This is a genomic window from Psychrobacter sp. (assembly GCF_018260395.1).
Classification (GTDB): domain Bacteria; phylum Pseudomonadota; class Gammaproteobacteria; order Pseudomonadales; family Moraxellaceae; genus Psychrobacter.
The window spans coordinates 1-15,619 of the sequence record NZ_JAGLBC010000015.1 but is presented as its reverse complement, the minus strand read 5'-3'; the positions used below and the strand labels follow the sequence as shown (position 1 = coordinate 15,619).

At 39.8% G+C, this 15,619-nt stretch carries 11 protein-coding genes; all 11 read left to right on the top strand.

Annotated features, from left to right (window positions below; translation table 11 throughout):
- The first annotated feature begins 227 nt into the window (after positions 1-227).
- On the top strand, positions 228-2,018 hold the full coding sequence (gene nuoC / locus QZ265_RS02515; protein WP_296403078.1) for an NADH-quinone oxidoreductase subunit C/D: 1,791 nt from the start codon (positions 228-230) through the stop codon (positions 2,016-2,018).
- A 91-nt stretch (positions 2,019-2,109) separates the two neighbouring features.
- On the top strand, positions 2,110-2,619 hold the full coding sequence (gene nuoE, locus QZ265_RS02510) for an NADH-quinone oxidoreductase subunit NuoE (protein WP_296403106.1): 510 nt from the start codon (positions 2,110-2,112) through the stop codon (positions 2,617-2,619).
- Positions 2,616-4,232 (top strand): NADH-quinone oxidoreductase subunit NuoF, encoded by a 1,617-nt coding sequence (nuoF, locus tag QZ265_RS02505; RefSeq protein ID WP_296403076.1) that lies wholly within the window; start codon positions 2,616-2,618, stop codon positions 4,230-4,232. Before nuoE ends, nuoF begins: the two co-directional genes overlap by 4 nt.
- A gap of 16 nt (positions 4,233-4,248) precedes the next feature.
- Positions 4,249-7,287, top strand: a complete 3,039-nt coding sequence (gene nuoG, locus QZ265_RS02500) for an NADH-quinone oxidoreductase subunit NuoG (protein ID WP_296403074.1) — start codon at positions 4,249-4,251, stop codon at positions 7,285-7,287.
- 1 nt (position 7,288) lies between these two features.
- A complete protein-coding gene (gene nuoH / locus QZ265_RS02495; protein WP_296403072.1) occupies positions 7,289-8,335 on the top strand; it encodes an NADH-quinone oxidoreductase subunit NuoH in 1,047 nt (348 codons plus the stop codon).
- 276 nt (positions 8,336-8,611) lie between these two features.
- On the top strand, positions 8,612-9,160 hold the full coding sequence (gene nuoI, locus QZ265_RS02490; RefSeq protein WP_296403070.1) for an NADH-quinone oxidoreductase subunit NuoI: 549 nt from the start codon (positions 8,612-8,614) through the stop codon (positions 9,158-9,160).
- Positions 9,157-9,879 (top strand): NADH-quinone oxidoreductase subunit J, encoded by a 723-nt coding sequence (gene nuoJ, locus QZ265_RS02485; protein WP_296403068.1) that lies wholly within the window; start codon positions 9,157-9,159, stop codon positions 9,877-9,879. The genes nuoI and nuoJ overlap by 4 nt, the downstream gene beginning before the upstream one ends.
- A gap of 152 nt (positions 9,880-10,031) precedes the next feature.
- Positions 10,032-10,340 carry an NADH-quinone oxidoreductase subunit NuoK gene (gene nuoK, locus QZ265_RS02480; protein WP_296403104.1) on the top strand — a complete coding sequence of 103 codons (309 nt, stop codon included), beginning with the start codon at positions 10,032-10,034 and terminating at the stop codon, positions 10,338-10,340.
- Between the two features lie 4 nt (positions 10,341-10,344).
- Complete coding sequence (gene nuoL / locus QZ265_RS02475; RefSeq protein WP_296403067.1) at positions 10,345-12,219, top strand: NADH-quinone oxidoreductase subunit L; 1,875 nt, start codon at positions 10,345-10,347, stop codon at positions 12,217-12,219.
- Position 12,220: 1 nt separating this feature from the next.
- A complete protein-coding gene (gene nuoM, locus QZ265_RS02470) occupies positions 12,221-13,969 on the top strand; it encodes an NADH-quinone oxidoreductase subunit M (RefSeq protein ID WP_296403065.1) in 1,749 nt (582 codons plus the stop codon).
- A complete protein-coding gene (gene nuoN / locus QZ265_RS02465) occupies positions 13,969-15,444 on the top strand; it encodes an NADH-quinone oxidoreductase subunit NuoN (RefSeq protein ID WP_296403063.1) in 1,476 nt (491 codons plus the stop codon). The genes nuoM and nuoN overlap by 1 nt, the downstream gene beginning before the upstream one ends.
- Positions 15,445-15,619 lie beyond the last annotated feature (175 nt).

The following is a 15,619-nucleotide window of genomic DNA, read 5'->3' as shown; positions in this document are numbered from 1 at the left end:
CAGTAAGTATGTACGGGTTAATAGATAGTGTTGTATAAATGCATTTAATTAGAACATTTTAATAGGCTAAATAAATCAGCGACCAATGATGATGATTTATAATAAGACTTAAACAAGAAAAATATGATGTTTACTGGCTCTGTTAAAGATATAACAGAGTAAGAACCAACAACACTCACCCTTCTGTATTCGCAATAATTGCAATGACTCTGAGGTAAGCGGTAACTATGGTAACGGATAATAGCAACGCGACTAACTCTAATAGCGCCAATCCAAATTTAACGCAGCATCCAGTACTGCGCGAACTTGGTCATAAATTTGCGGGTAAATTTTCAGAGCAATTTACTTTTGACAGCATTCCTACTATTTGGGTTGGACGAAGTGATTTACTCGAAATCCTTATGTTCTTACGTACGTTACCCAAGCCTTATGTGATGTTGCTTGATTTATCAGCCATTGATGAGCGATTACGTAAACATCGTGATGGGTTACCTGCCAGTGACTTCACGGTATTTTACCACTTGATGTCTCTTGAGCGTAATAGTGATATTCGTATTAAAGTGGCTTTATCTGAAGATGATTTAGATATTCCTACTGCTACTAAGATTTGGCCAAATGCCAACTGGTATGAGCGTGAAGTATGGGATATGTTCGGTATTGTCTTTGAAGGACATCCACACTTAACACGTATTTTATTGCCAAAATACTGGGAAGGACATCCCTTACGTAAAGAGTATCATGCTCGTGCTACCGAATTTACCCCTTATTTCCTAAATGCAGCTAAACAACAGTTTGAGCAAGAAAACTTGCGCTTTAGTCCTGAAGAGTGGGGTATGAAACGTAGTGGTCGTGATGAAGACTTTATGTTCTTGAACCTAGGTCCTAACCACCCGTCTGCACATGGTGCATTTCGTTTAGTGCTTCAGCTTGATGGTGAAGAGATCATTGACTGTATCCCTGATATTGGATATCACCACCGTGGTGCAGAGAAGATGGCTGAGCGTCAAACTTGGCACTCTTATATTCCTTACACCGATCGAATTGACTATCTTGGTGGTGTAATGAATGAACTACCTTATGTCATGGCTGTTGAACAATTAGCTGGTATAACAGTACCTGAACGTGCTCAAACTATACGTGTAATGATGAGCGAGTTCTTCCGTATCACGAATAACTTACTGTATTTCGGTACTTTTATTCAAGATGCTGGTGGTATGACCCCTGTATTTTATATGTTTACCGACCGTCAAAAAGCATATGATGTTATTGAAGCTGTTACTGGATATCGTATGCATCCAGCTTGGTTCCGTATTGGCGGGACTGCAGCAGACTTACCTCGTGGATGGCAGCGTTTGGTACGTGAGTTCTTAGATTGGATGCCAAAGCGTTTAGACGAATATGTCAAGGCAGCTATGGAAAACTCGGTATTGAAAGGCCGTACTCAGAATGTGGCTCAATATAACGCCAGACAAGCCTTGGCTTGGGGTGTTACTGGGGCAGGTTTGCGAGCTACAGGTGTGGAATTCGATTTACGTAAAGCACGTCCTTATATGGGCTATGAGAATTACGACTTTGAAATCCCTGTGGCTTATAACGGCGATGCGTATGACCGCTGTATGGTTAAGATTGAAGAGATTCGTCAGTCACTGCGCATTATTAGACAGTGTATGGATAATATGCCCTCCGGTCCTTATAAAGCAGATCATCCATTGGCAGTTCCGCCGCCTAAAGACCGTACTTTAAATGATATTGAGACTTTGATTAACCACTTTATCTCAGTATCGTGGGGTCCTGTCATGCCAGCAGGCGAAGCGTCGATGATGGTTGAAGCGACCAAAGGTATCAATAGCTATTATATTACTTCTGACAAATCGACCATGAGTTACCGTACTCGAATTCGAACCCCTACATTTGCTCATTTACAACAAATGCCTTCTGTTATTAATGGCAGTTTAGTTTCAGACGTAATTATCTATTTAGCCTCAATTGATATTGTTATGGCAGATACAGACAGATAAAGCTTAGCGGATAGTTTTCAATTTTCTAGGGTATTCAGCCAGCCGCTTATAATTAGATTTGGCTAGCAGTTAAAGAGAAAATAATACAATGATTAAGATTGTGACCGATAAAACCCCAACCGTAGATGTAGCCAGCATCTTGACTGCTCAAGAAATTGAGGGGATTCATGAGTTTATTCATCATTATCCTCAAGCACGAGCAGCATCGCTGGATGCATTGAAACTGGTTCAAAAGCGTAAGGGGTGGGTAGATGATGCTCAGGTGAATGCCATAGCAAATTTACTTGATGTGCCTGTAACCGATATTGAAGGGGTTGCTACTTTCTTTAACCGTATTTACCGCTCTCCAGTAGGCCGCCATGTAATTCTGGTTTGTGACTCTATTGCTTGTTATTTAACAGGTTATGAAGCGTTATCTGCTGAGTTACAATCACAATTAGGTATCGGATATGGTCAGACCACAGCAGATGGTCGTTTTACCTTATTGCCCATTTGCTGCTTAGGTAACTGTGACAAAGGTCCTGCTGTTTTAATTGATGAAGATACTTTTGGTCCTGTTACTCCTGATCAGGTAGCCGAGTTGTTGGAGTATTATCCATGAGTCACAATGAAATAACTTTATCTACTATTAATAATACGGCAACGCCAAAATTGACCATTGCAGAGCAGTTTGCACGCCGTGAACAGGGTCATGCGCCTAGTCAATTGAATGATCAACGTGTACCTATATATGGTGATAAAACGACAGCCACAATTGAAACCAAACCATTAACTTGGCGTTTGGCTCACCATGACGCTATATTAGACTTAGCCACTTATCAGTCTTTACGTGGCTTTGAAGGTTTAAAACTTGCACTTGATAAAGCGCCAAAAGAAGTTGGCGATATGATTAAAGCTGCAAATGTACGTGGGCGTGGTGGTGCAGGCTTTAATGCTGGTTTAAAATGGACTTTTATGACACCGCCAGATGGTGGGCCTCGCTATCTAATCTGTAATGCTGATGAAATGGAGCCAGGTACCTTTAAAGACCGTTTATTAATGGAACGCCTACCATTTTTGTTAATTGAAGGTATGTTAATTACTGCTCATGCTATTGGTGCAACAGACGGCTATATCTTTATTCGTGGTGAATATATTTTGGCAGCTGAGCGACTAATTGCAGCCATTGATGAGTGTAAAGCTAATAATTTAATGGGCGAAAATATCTTAGGCTCAGATTTCAGCTTCAACTTACATGTGCATACAGGTGCAGGTCGTTATATCTGTGGCGAAGAGACTGCGCTGATCAATTGTCTTGAAGGTCGCCGTGCCAATCCACGTACTAAACCTCCATTTCCTCAAGTTTCAGGTGCATGGGGAAGACCTACTGTTGTGAACAACGTTGAAACGCTCTGCAATATGTCAGCGATTTTAATAAATGGAGTAGACTGGTACCAGTCTTTACCCAATGAAAAAGGTAATAGCACTACACCTGGTACTAAAATATTTGGTTGTTCAGGCTTGGTTAATGATCCAGGTTTATGGGAGTTGCCATTTGGTTATACAGCTCGCGAAATTATTGAAGATTTCGCAGGTGGTATGATACAGGGCAAGCGATTGAAAGCTTGGTTGCCAGGTGGCGCTTCTACCGACTTTTTAACCACAGAGCATTTAGATGTATCCATGGATTTTGACAGCATTCAAAAAGCAGGTAGCCGTATGGGTACAGGTCTGATTATGGTAGTTGATGAATCTCAAGACATGGTACCACTACTAAAAAACTTAGAAATATTCTTTCAACGTGAGTCTTGCGGTTTTTGTACCCCTTGCCGTGACGGATTACCATGGGGCGTTAAGTTATTAACCGCCATTGACGATGGACACGGACAGGTGGGCGATGTAGAAAAACTGCAAGGCTTAACTCGAGATTTATGGTTAGGTAAAACTTTTTGCGCGCATGCTCCTGGAGCCATGGAACCATTAATGAGCGCACTTAAATATTTCCGTCACGAATTTGATAGCAAAATTGTGGTTCCCACGATCGAAGTTGATGCTGAAACTTCTGAATGGGCTGAGACGGAAATCAAAAAAGTTATGTCTACTATGGGAAGCAGTGGTTCTGTAGCATCGTTAAATTTAAGCTCAAATACCGGTAGCAACATAAATTCGGATACAAAAGCAGGTGCTGAAGCTGGGACTAAGACCCCAACTTCTAATCCTAGTGATGTGAAGTAGAGGAGTAGAAACAGGCATGGCGGTCATACATATTGACGGTAAGCAGGTCGAGGTAAACGGGTCAGACAACCTTTTAGAAGCGTGTTTGTCACTGGGTATCGATGTGCCTTATTTCTGCTATCACCCTGCACTTGGTTCAGTCGGCTCATGCCGTCAGTGCGCGGTAAAGCAGTTCAACAACGCAGAAGATGCAGCAGCAGGGAAAGGTCGATTGGTCATGTCCTGTATGGTAGCTCCTACCAATGACATGTATATATCTGTCGACGATACTGAAGCAAAAGAATTTCGAAAATCTATTGTTGAATTCTTAATGACCAACCACCCTCATGACTGTCCAACATGTGAAGAAGGTGGACATTGTCATTTGCAAGACATGACTTATATGTCAGGTCATAACAAACGTCGCTATCGTTTTACCAAACGTACTCACCATAACCAAGAGTTAGGGCCTTTCATAGCGCATGAAATGAACCGTTGTATCGCTTGTTATCGCTGCGTTCGCTATTATAAAGATTATGCCGGTGGTGAAGATTTAGGGGTTTATGCTTCAAACAACCGTGTTTATTTTGGACGAGATAAAGATGGTCAATTTGAAAGTGAATTTTCTGGTAACTTAACAGAAGTTTGCCCAACAGGCGTATTTACCGATAAGACACATTCAGATCGTTATAATCGTAAATGGGATATGCAATATGCGCCAAGTATTTGTCATGGCTGTTCTGCAGGCTGTAATATTTCAGCTGGTGAACGTTATGGTGAACTTCGTCGTATTGAGAATCGTTATAACGGTGAAGTAAATCGTTATTTCTTATGTGATTTAGGGCGTTTTAGCTACGGTTATGTAAACCGTGAAGATAGACCTCTTCAAGCTATTGAGCATATGAACGATAGGCATGTCAAAATCAATTTAGATTATGCTTTAGATGAAACGGTTAAACGCATAAAAGGTAAAAAAGTTATTGGTATTGGTTCACCGCGAGCCAGTTTGGAAACTAACTTTGCCTTAAAAAAACTAGTTGGATTTGATAACTTCTCAACAGGTTTGAATAACCATCAGCAAATTTTGGTCGAAAAATGTATTGAAGTATTAAATACCCAAGGTATATATAATCCTACGATGGCTGAGATTGAAGAGTATGATGCGGTACTAGTATTGGGTGAAGATATTACCCAAACAAGTCCTCGTATCGCTTTAGCCATTCGCCAAGCTGCTAAAAACAAAAAGCTTAAAATGGCTCAAGCACTAAAAACTGAGACTTGGTTAGCAGAGCCAGTTGAGCGTATTGGACAAAAAGAATTAAGCCCTGTATACGTGATTGATACGGTGCAAACCAAGCTTGATGATATCAGCAAAGTGAGCTGTGTTGCTACACCTGAAGATATCACAAGTTTAGGATTCACAGTAGCGGATGTGATTAAAGCTTTAAGTAATGATATTGAGCAAATCAAAGACAGTCAAAGTAACAATATTACTGAACACAACGAGCTAATAGACCCTTTGCAAGCTTTGGCACAACAGATTGCTTTTGATTTGGTTACAGCCGATAAGCCATTAGTGGTTTCAGGAACTGGTCAATTTAGTGTGGCTATTATTGAAGCATCAGCCCATATTGCTCAAGCTTTGTCTAATAAGCGTGATGATATTAAAGCTTATGAATTACAACAGATTGAGGCTCATAATGCTAAAGTTCTAGCCCAGCAAACCGATAAGCAGCCATCTGAAGACCAAGAATTAGAAGCTAAGCCAGATCAGGCGGGACAGTCAAGTGTTGCAAAAGATTTAGAGCGTGACCCAAATGAAAAGCCTTTAGAGTTAAAACAACCTAACAAAAACTATATTAAGCAAGCAGGCTTGTATTTGAGCGTGCCGGATACCAATAGTTTTGGGGTATGCTTGTTGGGTGGCAAGCCAGTTGAAGAGTTATTAGCAACTGACTTTGATGCTGTCATAGTCGCTGAAAATCAGCTAACTGATGCGCTAGATATTGAAAAGCTAGCTCAATTGTTAAATGATAAGACTGTGATTGCTCTAGATCATCAGAACTTACATTGGCATAAATTTGTGGATATTGTTTTACCTGCTGCAAGTTTTGCAGAGGCAGACGGTACTTTAGTATCTGCTGAGGGTCGTGCTCAGCGTTTCTTCCAAGTTTATGACCCAACTTACTATGATGCAAAAAACTGTATTAAAGAAGGATGGCGTTGGTTACATGCCGTTGAAACCAGCTTGAATCAATTACCTTTAGACTGGACTCAACTTGACGATGTAATCAATGAATTGGTTAAGACTCATCCTAATTTAGAAGGTATTAAGCAAGCGGCTCCTGATTCAGATTTTCGAATCACAGGCTTAAAAATTGCACGTGAACCTAGACGCTATTCAGGCCGTACTGCTATGCGTGCCAACCTATCAGTTCATGAGCCTATGCAACCTAAAGATTTAGACACGGGCTTAACCTTCTCAATGGAAGGTTATAGTGGTACTCAAACGCCTGGGTCAATGATTCCGTTTGCACAAGCACCAGGTTGGAACTCACCACAAGCTTGGAACAAATATCAGGATAAAATAGGCGGCAACTTAAAGCAGGGTGATCCTGGTATTCGTTTATTTGATTTAATTGATGAAACCAAAAAATATGCTAAACGCGAGTATGTTCGTCCTGAAGCAGTACAGCCAATTAAGACCAGTATTTTTCAAGGCCAAGCAAAATTAGTTCCAGTACATAATATGTATGGTAGTTCTGCTATGGCACATAGAAGTCCTGTTATTGCAAATCAAATGCAACTACCAGCTTTTTATATAGGAGCTGAGGATGCTGCACATTGGCAAGTTAGCAATAATGATTGGTTAGCTATCACTGTAGACGGTCAACGATTTGAGCTACCAGTGACTATTGTACTTTATATGGCAGAAGGCTGTATTGGATATCCTGTAGGTCAGGTGCCTATTTTACATGGGCATTTACCTGCCTCAGTTGTGAAGATAGATCCGCCAAAAATTAAAGTATCAATAGAAGCTAATAATAAACCACAGTTAGAGGGTCAGGGAGGTTAATATGGAATCTATACGAATTATCCCTGATGTACCAGGCTTTCTTAGCCAAAGCCTTTCGGTTGAGGCTTGGAACATCTTATTTATGGTGGGTCAAGCACTGGTCATTTTCTTAGTCGTTGTCAGTGTCGCTGCATTAATGATTATTTATGAGCGTCGTATGCTGGCTTTATGGCAAGATCGTTATGGTCCAAACCGAGTAGGACCATGGGGTTCGTTGCAACTTGTGGCTGATATGTTAAAAATCTTCTTTAAAGAGGATTGGACGCCTAAGTTTGCTGATAAATTCATGTTTATCTTGGCGCCAGCCATCGCCATGTTTACCGCTTTAGCCTCTTTTGCCATTATTCCAATCTCACCAACATTAGGTGTTTCAGATTGGAATATTGGTATCTTATTCTTCTTTGCAATGGCCGGTATGGCGGTGTATGCCGTTATGTTTGGGGGATGGGCTTCTGAGAATAAATTCTCTTTATTAGGTGGACTTCGTTCTGCAGCACAAACCATTAGTTATGAGGTATTTCTAGGCTTATCATTGATGGGCGTTGTGGCAATGACTGGTTCTTTTAACCTACGAGAAATTGTAGTGGCACAACAAGGCGGCTTTTGGCATTGGAATGTTTTTCCACAATTCTTAGGCTTCTTAACTTTTATTGTGGCCGGTGTGGCAGTAACTCATAGACATCCTTTTGATCAACCTGAAGCTGAGCAAGAACTTGCTGAAGGCTATCATGTCGAATATTCAGGCATGAAGTTTGGTATGTTCTTTATTGGTGAATACGTTAACGTTGTACTTATTTCAGCATTAATGACTTGTTTATTTTTTGGTGGGTGGGATGCTCCCTTAAATCTTGGCTTTACGATTTTGCCGCCAGCTTTTTGGTTTATGATCAAGACTTTATTTTTTATGACAATGTTTGTATTGGCACGTGGTTCTTTGATGCGTCCAAGATATGATCAAGTCATGAATTTTGGTTGGAAGGTGTGTCTGCCAGTCACATTGATAAATCTATTGATCACAGCAGCTCTAATATTGATTTCTGCTACCTAAATCGAATTTTAATGATAATTGTCAATTAGACAAATAAAGTATAGTTAAGTAAAACTTGGTGTAATAATAAAATACTAGGTTTTTAATCTTCTATTTATTAGGTTTGATAGGCTCAATAAAACCTGAACATTTAATTTAAACAGCTATTTAATTTAGCAACTATTTAATTTAAACATCAATTAAATTTAAACAGCTACAAGATCCATAAAGTGTTGAATAGGTTGAATTCATAGGTTTTAAAGCTTTTATCACTGATAAGCAATTAGAGAAGTTAACATGTTTAAAACGTTGAAAGATACAGTCGTGGGCATGTTTACCATTGTGCGTTCTATGTGGATGGTTAACAGTCATGCGTTTAGACCTCGAGATACTATATTGTATCCTGAACAGCCAGTACCTGTGCCGCCACGTTTCAGGGGTCGTATTGTCCTGACCCGTGATCCTGATGGAGATGAGCGCTGCGTGGCTTGTAACTTATGTGCGGTAGCTTGTCCTGTGGCTTGTATTTCATTACAAAAAGCCGAGCGTGAAGATGGGCGCTGGTACCCTGAGTTTTTCCGTATTAACTTCTCTCGCTGCATTTTTTGTGGTATGTGTGAAGAAGCTTGCCCGACAACTGCCATTCAGCTGACTCCAGATTTTGAGTTAGGTGAATATGTACGTCAGAACTTAGTATATGAAAAAGAACATTTACTAATCTCAGGTCCCGGTAAATACCCAGACTATAATTATTACCGTGTTAGCGGTATGGCGATTAAAGACAAACCAAAAGGTGGTGCTCAAAATGAGGCACAACCTGTCGATTTAAGGAGTCTATTGCCATGAGTTGGCTACACTGGTTTGATAATACAGCACTGGTAGGATTTTATACGTTAGGTCTAGTAGCAATTATTGCCAGCTTACGTGTGATTATGCTTGCTAATCCTGTGCATGCTATTTTGTCTATGATTGTGACATTATTGGCACTGGCAGGGATATTTTTTATTATAGGCGCTCCTTTTGCTGGGGCGTTACAAGTTATCGTATATGCAGGTGCAATTCTGGTACTGTTTGTATTCGTAATTATGATGTTGAACTTAGGTACCAAAAATGATGTACGAGAAAGTAAATGGCTAGCTGCAGAGGTTTGGGCGATACCAGGAGCATTAACATTTATTATAGCTATTGTTTTGGTTTATATGCTTTCATTAGGTAATGGACATACAACTTTAGATGGTACGGCTAGTACGGCAACGATTGGTGCACAAACTATCTCTGCTAAGCACGTAGGTATTGCCTTATTTACCAAATATTTACTATTGGTAGAAGTGGCAGCACTTTTATTATTGGCTGCACTAGTTGCCGCTTACCATTTGGGTAAAAGAGCACTTGATGATGAAAATGAAAGCCATACGAGCCGTATTTCAGCGCCAAGAGGCCATGTTAATGGGTTAGAAGATTATCAACCTATTGATGCCAATGACTTTGTTAATGACACTACTCGAAACAAAAATGATGCCCTATATAATTCGAGATCGAACCTGCACAACAAGGAGGATAGTTAATGGCAACTGCAACCTCTGATACAGTTAATACCCAAGGTGGTACTAGTATTAATAGTGAGACGGATTCAGCTACATCTGTTCAGTCATTACAAGTTAAGCCTGTAGAAATGGTGAACGGTACACCTAATTATTATATTAATGAGAATTCTATAGTGGGACCTATTCCCATGGAGCATGGCTTAATTTTAGCTACTATTATTTTTGCGATTGGTTTATGCGGTGTTATGGTTCGTCGTAACTTTTTATTCATGTTAATGAGCTTAGAGATTATGATGAGTGCTGCAGGGTTAGCATTTATCGTAGCGGGTAGTCATTGGTTAAGCGCTGACGGTCAAGTTATGTTTATATTTATCTTAACTTTGGCTGCTGCTGAAGCTTCACTTGGCTTAGCCATTCTATTGCAGTTCTACCATCGCCGCGGTCATTTAGATATTGATTCGGCTAATGAGATGAGAGGTTAATGAAATGAGTTTATTAGCGTTAACCTTTATATTTCCAGCGATAAGCTTCCTAATATTGGCGGCAATGCGGGATCACTTATCAGAAGACGCAGCGAAGTGGTTAGGCGTTGGTAGTATGGGCCTATCTGCATTATGTGCTTTAATTGCATCTGTAAGCTATTTACAAAACAATGATCCTAGCACTGTAATCAACATACCTTTATGGACTTGGTTACAAGTAGGCGACTTTGCTCCAGCTTTTGGTCTAAGTTTTGATGGTTTAGCTCTAACTATGCTAGGTGTGATTACAGGAGTGGGTTTTCTAATCCACCTTTTTGCCTCATGGTATATGAAGGGCGATATTGGTTTTGCCCGTTTCTTTAGCTATATGAATTTATTCGTAGCCAGTATGATTTTATTGGTATTGGCGGATAATCTATTGCTTCTGTATTTAGGATGGGAAGGAGTAGGTATCTGTTCATATTTATTAATCGGTTACTATTATAAAGACCGTGCCAATGGTCGCGCTGCAATGAAAGCATTTACAGTGACTCGTATTGGTGATGTGTTCTTAGCCTTTGGTATGTTCTTATTATTCCGTGAATTCGGAACATTAAACATTCAAGATATTATTACTCAAGCACCTAAGATGTTTAGTGTTAACAATCCAACCATGATATTAGCCACTATGATGTTAGTGGGTGGTGCAATGGGTAAGTCAGCACAGATTCCATTACATACTTGGTTAGCAGACGCAATGGCAGGTCCGACTCCTGTTTCTGCTTTGATTCACGCTGCAACTATGGTTACGGCTGGTGTATATCTAATTGCTCGTTTACATCCACTATTTATGTTAACGCCAGGCATATTACTTTATTGGGTAGGTGCAGTAGGAGCGATAACCTTATTGGTAGCTGGGTTCTGTGCATTGGCACAAACTGACATTAAACGTATTTTAGCCTATTCGACTATGAGCCAAATTGGTTATATGTTCTTAGCTTTAGGTGTAGGAGCTTGGCAAGGGGCCATTTTTCACTTAATGACTCATGCTTTCTTTAAAGCTTTACTATTCTTATCTGCTGGTGCAGTAATCACCTCTGTTCATCATGAACAAAATATCTTTAAGATGGGCGGTTTACGTAAAAAAATACCTTTAGTATTTTGGTGCTTTATAGTGGGTGGCAGTGCATTAGCAGCTATACCTTGGATTACAGTTGGTTTTTATTCTAAAGAAGCCATCCTGTGGGAAACCTATGCTACGGGTCATCAAGTATTATTTTATATGGGTATATTTGGAGCTCTATTAACGTCTCTTTATACTTTCCGTATGATTTGGTTTACTTTTTTTGGTGAAGAAAAAACTCATGCAGAAAAACTAACCGGCATCTCTTATCAATTGCCCCTAGTAGTGCTGCTAGTGCTTTCAACGGCAGTAGGTGCATTAATCACACCACCATTACACGGTGTATTACCTGAGAGTGTAGGTCATTTACTTGAAGTAAATGGTGACGCACATGCCAAACATACAGCAGAATTTATTGCTATGGGTGCAATGGCAACTGGTTTGATTTTAGCATTATTACTTTATGTGGTTAACAAGGGTAGATTACTGGCTAAGTTTAAAGCGTCAAGTTTAGGTAGTGCTATCTATTACTGGTGTTACAACGGTTTAGGCTTTGATGCTTTATATGACATAGTCTTCGTTAAACCATTTTTATTAATTGGTAAATTACTTAAAGCGGATCCTGTTGATAAGACATGGAACATCTTACCTGCACTAGCTTCAGCAGGAAACAAAGTGATGGCCATGACTCAGACAGGTTCACTTCGAGGATATGCCGCAAGCTTTGGATTGGGGATGGCAGTGTTATTGATACTAGTCATGACGACGGTGGTTTAAGATGACAGAATTTCAATTAGCTTGGATGTTGCCAGCATTAATTGCTACCCCGTTCATCGCGGGTACATTATGTTGGCTAGTAGAAAAAATCAATAATAAACTGCCACGTTGGATTGCCTTAATCGGGATGATTATTACCTTTGCCATGACACTATTATTGTGGCGAGAAGGTGGATTTTCGGGTTTGAGTCAGCAAGTGTTAGCGCCAACAGCTCAATTACCTTGGTTTGCTCAATTTAGTGTACCTTGGATTGAGTCATTTGGAATAAGTTTCCATTTAGCGCTTGATGGTATGTCTTTAATGATGGTTTCGCTAACTGCATTCTTAGGTATCATGGCAGTTGGCTGTTCTTGGGGTGAAATTCAGCGCCGAGTAGGTTTCTTCCATCTGAATTTGCTATGGAGTTTAGGCGGTGTAATTGGCGTATTCTTAGCGCTAGATTTATTCTTATTCTTCTTCTTTTGGGAGATGATGTTAGTTCCAATTTATTTCCTTATTGCTATTTGGGGTCATAATGCTACCAATGGCAAAACAAAAGAATATGCTGCCACTAAGTTCTTTATCTATACCCAAGCTTCAGGTTTAATTATGCTGATCGGTATATTATTACTGGTTTTAATGAACTATCGTGCTTCAGGCATTCTAAGCTTTAACTACAATGATTTACTAGGTACACAATTGGGCGGGTGGGAATATCCCATTATGCTTTGTTTCTTTATCGGTTTTGCGGTTAAATTACCTGTGATGCCCTTCCATGGTTGGTTGCCAGATGCTCATGCCCAAGCCCCAACAGCAGGTTCTGTTGACTTAGCAGGTATATTGATTAAAACAGCCGCATATGGGTTAATTCGATTTGTATTACCTTTATTCCCAACCGCATCACATGAATTTGCACCAATTGCTATGACCTTGGGAGCGATTGGTATTTTCTACGGTGCTTGGTTGGCATTTGCCCAAACTGATATTAAGCGCTTATTGGCCTACACCAGTATTTCGCACATGGGCTTTGTGGTATTGGCTATTTATGCTGGTAGTTTACTTAGCTTACAAGGTCTTATGGTACAGATGTTGGCGCACGGTTTATCATCAGCAGCATTATTTATTATGGCGGGTCAATTGTATGAACGTATGCACACCCGTGAATTACCATTAATGGGCGGTATGTGGGGTCAATTTAGATACTTTGCACCTTTATTAATGTTTTTCTGTGCGGCTTTATTAGGTATTCCAGGTACAGGCAACTTTATTGGCGAAATCCTAATTTTGCTTGGGTCTTTTGAACAGTATCCAGTATTTGTTGTTATCGCAACCTTTAGTTTAGTTTGGGCAGGTCTGTATTCATTAATTATTATTTATCGTGCTTTATTCGGTGAAGAAACTGTACCAAAGTTTGCAGCTAAGACGGATGTTGTTAATGCTCATACTACTGAGACGAAGGTAACACAGCCAGCTACGGCATCAATGGCTATAAATGGCAACAATTCTAACCACATAATTAATCATAGTTATGAAGGTGAAGAAGTGGAACATAAGTCTATCAATCTTTATGATTTGAACAAACGTGAGCTTATGTTGCTTGCAATCTTGGCAATAGGTTTGGTTTGGTTGGGGTTATATCCACAAACTGTACTGGACACTTCAAGTCATGCTATGCAGTGGATTAATAATGCTTATAATTATCATGAAGTTGTTAATTATGAAGCTGTAGATTCAATACAGTCAGCAGTTGCTGCAGTGGAGGTACGTTAATGAATAATCTTCTAGCAAATGCTTGGCCTGTATTAGTTCCTTTTACTCCAGTTATAATCATAGCAATAACATTATTAGTGGTGATGCTGTCAATAGCCATGAAGCGTTCACATTTTTTAACAGGTACTTTGACAGTTATAGGGTTAAACGCAGGTTTAATAACCCTAATAGGTCAAATGATGGGCTGGTTTGGTAGACCTGAGCAAGTTGTCGTCAGTGGTATGTTTATCATAGATCCCTTTGCTCAGTTCAATATGGTGTTTATATTCTTATCATCATTGGCTTGCTGTACCTTAGCTTATCCTTACTTTAAAACTTTTAAAGACCATAAAGAAGAGCTCTACATGCTGTTGTTATTGTCGACTATTGGCGCCTTGCTAATGGTATCGGCACATAATCTAGCGTCGTTCTTTATGAGTCTTGAGCTGTTGTCAGTTCCTTTATATGGTATGTTAGCTTATACTTTCATGCGTACCCGTTCTTTAGAGTCTGGTCTAAAGTATTTGGTACTCTCTGCTACAGCATCTGCAACCTTGTTAATGGGTATGGCGTTTATTTATGCTTCAACTGGTACTCTAGATTTCAAAGGCATTGCCCAGGCTTTAAATAATGTCTTTGAATCGCCATTAATGATTGTTGGCGCGGCTATGATGATATTTGGCATCGCCTTTAAATTATCAGCAGCACCCTTTCATATTTGGACACCTGATGTTTATCAAGGTGCACCTGCTCCAGTAGCGACTTATTTAGCCTCAGTTTCAAAAGTAGCTATGATGGCACTGGCAATTAGATTTATGTTGGATGCGGCCATTTTAGCATTGCCTACTGTTAATACCTTAATTATGGTCATTGCAACATTGTCCATCTTATTTGGTAACTTATTGGCATTACGCCAGACCAATTTAAAGCGTCTATTGGGTTATTCATCAATTGCGCATATGGGATATGTATTGGTAGTGGCGGTTAGTATTGGTCCAGGCGCTTATGCGATCACTAATATGTATATGGCAATGTATGCTTTAACATCCTTGGGTCTGTTTGGGGTAATAACTCTAATGTCTAGTACATACAAAGACGCTGGTGAAGCTTCAGAGTTATATCACTATCAGGGTCTATTCTGGCGTCGTCCTGTCTTGACTGGTGTGATGACTGTGATGTTATTATCTATGGCTGGTGTTCCATTGACTGCAGGATTTATTACTAAGTTCTTTGCAATAGTTGCAGCGATAGACGGTCGTGAATGGTTCTTAGCCGCTATGATTATCTTAGGTAGTGCTTTAGGTTTATTCTATTACTTACGTGTGATGTTAACCTTATTTAAACGTCCTAATAAAACTATTGAGTTTGATGCTTTAGGCGACTGGGGCATTCAAGTTGGTGGTATCATGGTCATGCTAGTTACGCTAATTGTGCTATATGTGGGCGTGTTACCAAATGAGTTTTTTACTTGGGCGACTCAATCGATCATATGGTAATGTTATAACTGCCAATAGCATGTTGAAACTTGTCAAATGACTATTGACTTATGATTTAACAATAAGAGTGAGATAGATCATTGTGATATGCTTGTAGTGCAAGATGCTCTACAAGCATTTTTTTACGCATTAAATAATGCTATATATTCAATGTATGTAACCATTGAAGCCTTAA

Bases quoted from the DNA above. Each gene is read 5' to 3' on its own strand.
- nuoJ (WP_296403068.1), top strand. From the start codon at position 9,157: ATGAGTTGGCTACACTGGTTTGATAATACAGCACTGGTAGGATTTTAT.
- nuoF (WP_296403076.1), top strand. From the start codon at position 2,616: ATGAGTCACAATGAAATAACTTTATCTACTATTAATAATACGGCAACG.
- nuoN (WP_296403063.1), top strand. From the start codon at position 13,969: ATGAATAATCTTCTAGCAAATGCTTGGCCTGTATTAGTTCCTTTTACT.
- nuoH (WP_296403072.1), top strand. From the start codon at position 7,289: ATGGAATCTATACGAATTATCCCTGATGTACCAGGCTTTCTTAGCCAA.
- nuoL (WP_296403067.1), top strand. From the start codon at position 10,345: ATGAGTTTATTAGCGTTAACCTTTATATTTCCAGCGATAAGCTTCCTA.
- nuoC (WP_296403078.1), top strand. From the start codon at position 228: ATGGTAACGGATAATAGCAACGCGACTAACTCTAATAGCGCCAATCCA.
- nuoI (WP_296403070.1), top strand. From the start codon at position 8,612: ATGTTTAAAACGTTGAAAGATACAGTCGTGGGCATGTTTACCATTGTG.
- nuoG (WP_296403074.1), top strand. From the start codon at position 4,249: ATGGCGGTCATACATATTGACGGTAAGCAGGTCGAGGTAAACGGGTCA.
- nuoM (WP_296403065.1), top strand. From the start codon at position 12,221: ATGACAGAATTTCAATTAGCTTGGATGTTGCCAGCATTAATTGCTACC.